Raw genomic sequence first — 3250 nt, forward strand, 5'->3', positions numbered from 1 at the left:
AGCTCCTCGCGCAGGCTCAGCAGCGTGCGGTGGTAGAGCGACTTGATGGCTCCCTCACTGCGCTCCATCACCGCGCCGATCTCCGCGTTCGACAGGTGCTCCACGAACTTCAGCGCCAGCAGCTCCTGGCGGTCGGAGGGCAGCCGCCGGATGGCGCTCAGCAGGGCGGCCTTGTCCTCGGCCCGCAGCGCCGACGCCTCCGGCCCGTCCTCATTCACCTGCCAGCGGCTCAGGTCTTCCAGGGAGATGACCTTGCGCCGGCTGCGGTCGCGGTGCCAGTTGGCGACGAGGTTGTGGGCGATGCGGTAGAGCCAGGCGGAGAAGGGCACGCCGCGGTCGTCGTACGATCCGATGTGCTGCCAGGCGCGCATGAACGTCTTGGCCGCCAGGTCTTCGGCGTCGGCCTCGCTGCCGGTGCGGTAGTAGATATATTGGTAGATGCGCTGCGAATAGCGCTCATAGAGTTGGCCGAACGCCTCCTGGTCGTCCCGGGCCTGGGCGATCAGCGCCGACTCATCGGCGCTCACGTCAATCGGTTTCTTGCTCATGCGGTTCGCAGCACTGCCCTGTCGTTCAACTACCCGCGGCCGGGCCGCGAATGCCCGGCAGTATAGCAAATGCGCCCCCGCCTGACGAACCCTTGCGGGTAGGGGCGCACCTGCGTGTGCGCCCTGGGGCAGACACGCAGGTCTGCCCCTACAGTTATGAGAAATACCACAGATTTCACTGCCCAATCCGGAAAATCTGTGTAATCTGGGGCCTCGTTCTGTTTGAGATAAGCCTATGGATTTTCGAGACACCTATCGCCGGCCGCGCGCCGTGTTGGCCATCGGGCGGCTCGGCCTGCCGCTGCTGGCCGCCGCGCTGCTGCTGGCCGCCGCGCTGCTCAGCGCTTGCGGCGGCGCGGCCGAGATCGAGCCGGCCGTCCTGCCGCCGCCCGTGGCCGAGGCCGGCAGCCAGCCCGCGCTCGGCCCGGCCGCTCTGCCCAGCCCCGCGCCCACCCTCTTGCAGCCGGCCACGCCCACCCCCGCGGCCACCGGCGACGCCCCCGCCCCGGCCACCGCCGCCGTCGAGGCTACCCGCACCGCCGCCGCCTTCCCGCCCACGCCGCCGGTCACGGCTAACGCGCCCGCCGCCGCGCCGCCGCCCGCCGCTCCCGAAGCGCCCGCTGCCGGCCCGGCCGAACCGCTGCCCACCCCCTCCGGCGTCTACAGCTGGACGCTCAAAGTGCCCATCCTGATGTACCACTACGTCAGCGAGCCGCCGGCCGACGCTGACGTGTACCGCACTGACCTGTCGGTGACGCCGGAGATGTTCCGCCGGCAGATGGCCTATCTGGCCGAGAACGGCTACACGGCCATCGACCTCGACGACCTGACCCAGGCCATCGTCGGCTACGCCGAACTGCCGGAGAAACCCGTCGTGCTGACCTTCGACGACGGCTACCTCGACAACTACGAGGTCGCCTTCCCCATCCTCCAGGAGTTCGGCCACCGGGGCACCTTCTTCATCATCACCGAATTCATCGACCAGGGGCGCGAGGGGCACATGACGTGGCCGATGATCGAGGAGATGGCGCGGGCCGGCCACCGCATGGAGTCCCATTCGCGCAATCACCCTGACCTGGCCGGCAAGCCCCACGACGCGCTGATCTGGCAGGTGCTGGGGGCGCAGGAGACGCTGACCGCCCACACCGGCTACCGGCCGCGCTACTTCTGCTACCCCGGCGGGACGTATGACGAGGCCACCATCCAGATGTTGCGCGACCTGGACTACTGGGGCGCGGTGACCACGGCCAGCGGCACGTGGCACGGCTTCAACGACCGCTACGAGTGGACGCGCGTCCGCGTCCGCAACGACACCACCATGGACGAGTTCGCGAAGTTGCTCGACATGGAGGGGACGGTCGGGGGAAAGCCGCAATAGAGTTGTCAGTTATTAGTTGTCAGTTGCTAGTTGTTAGTTGTCAGTCCTAACAACTGACGACTAACAACTGACAACCGACAACTGACAACCGACAACTGACAACTAACAACTGACAACTAACCCATGGATAAAATCATCATCCAAGACCTCCTCCTCCGCGGCATCATCGGCATCAACCCCGACGAGCGGGTGAAGAAGCAGGACATCCTGCTCAACCTGACGCTCTACTTCGACATCCGGCGCGCGGCGGAGACGGACGACATCCAGTACGCCGCCAACTACAAGGAGATCAGCAAGCGCGTCATCGAGTACGTCGAGGCGTCGTCCCACCTGCTGGTGGAGCGGCTGGCGACGGAGGTGGCGCGGCTCATCCTGACCGAGTACCCCATCGCCCGCGTGCTGGTGCGCGTGGAGAAGCCGGGGGCGGTGCGTTTCGCCCGCTCCGTCGGCGTCGAGATCGAGCGCGACCGGGGGGATTTCGGGTTGGAATAAATGAACCACGGATTTTCACGGATTCGACGGATGATACGGATTGAATCCCTTGTTTCAATCCGTTTTTATCCGCTAAATCCGTGAAAATCCGTGGTTACTGATTCATGCACCAGGTTGTCATTACGCTCGGCTCCAATATTGACAAGGAGCGCAACTTGCCCGCGGCCGTGCGGCTGCTGGCGGAGGGGGCGGAGGTGGTGGCCGTGTCGCCCGTCTATGAGACGGCCCCGGTCGGCCCGGCCGGCCAGCCCCCCTTCCTCAACGCCGCCGTCCTGCTGCGCACCGACCAGAGCGCCGCGGCGTTGAAGGACGGCCTGTTGCGGCGCGTGGAGGCGCAGCTGGGCCGCCAGCGCACAGACGACAGGTACGCGCCGCGCCCCATCGACACCGACATCGCCCTCTACGACGACGCTGTGTTCGACTACACCCCGGCCGACGGCCGCCCCCGCCACGTGCCCGACCCCGGCCTGATCCACTTCGCCCACTGCCTGCTGCCCGTGGCCGACCTGCTGCCCGACATGCCCCACCCCGAGACGGGCCAGCCCCTCGCCGCCCTCGCCGCTCCCCTCCGCCGCGACCCGACCATCCGGTTGCGCCCTGATGTGGGGGTAATGAATGAACCACGGATTTTCACGGATTTAACGGATGATACGGATTGAACACCCAGTGCAATCCGTTAAATCCGTAGAATCCGTGGTTCATTTATTCCACCCCCACCTCGATAGCATCCCCCACCGGGTTGGCCGCGGCGTCGAGGACGGGCACGGCCTCCAGCGACGGGAAGCGATACATCCCCACGCGCATCGTCAGCGGCGGCGCGGCGCCGGCCGCG

The 3250-nt window shown here is 66.6% G+C and carries 4 protein-coding genes; 3 read left to right on the top strand and 1 reads right to left on the bottom strand.

Annotated features, from left to right (window positions below):
• The coding region (locus ACE3UY_RS01195) for a sigma-70 family RNA polymerase sigma factor (RefSeq protein WP_374685725.1) at window positions 1–548 on the bottom strand (548 nt) is incomplete at its 3' end.
• A gap of 235 nt (window positions 549–783) precedes the next feature.
• On the opposite strand from ACE3UY_RS01195, the gene ACE3UY_RS01200 reads away from it, so the two are divergent.
• The 3 genes from ACE3UY_RS01200 to folK all read left to right on the top strand — a co-directional run bounded on the left by ACE3UY_RS01200 (window position 784) and on the right by folK (window position 3077).
• Complete coding sequence (locus ACE3UY_RS01200; RefSeq protein WP_374685726.1) at window positions 784–1926, top strand: polysaccharide deacetylase family protein; 1143 nt, start codon at window positions 784–786, stop codon at window positions 1924–1926.
• Window positions 1927–2049: 123 nt separating this feature from the next.
• On the top strand, window positions 2050–2418 hold the full coding sequence (gene folB, locus ACE3UY_RS01205) for a dihydroneopterin aldolase (RefSeq protein ID WP_374685727.1): 369 nt from the start codon (window positions 2050–2052) through the stop codon (window positions 2416–2418).
• Between the two features lie 104 nt (window positions 2419–2522).
• Window positions 2523–3077 carry a 2-amino-4-hydroxy-6-hydroxymethyldihydropteridine diphosphokinase gene (gene folK, locus ACE3UY_RS01210; RefSeq protein WP_374685728.1) on the top strand — a complete coding sequence of 185 codons (555 nt, stop codon included), beginning with the start codon at window positions 2523–2525 and terminating at the stop codon, window positions 3075–3077.
• The last annotated feature ends 173 nt before the right edge of the window (window positions 3078–3250 follow it).

It is taken from the genome of Promineifilum sp. (SeqCode) (assembly GCF_041918635.1).
GTDB lineage: Bacteria > Chloroflexota > Anaerolineae > Promineifilales > Promineifilaceae > Promineifilum.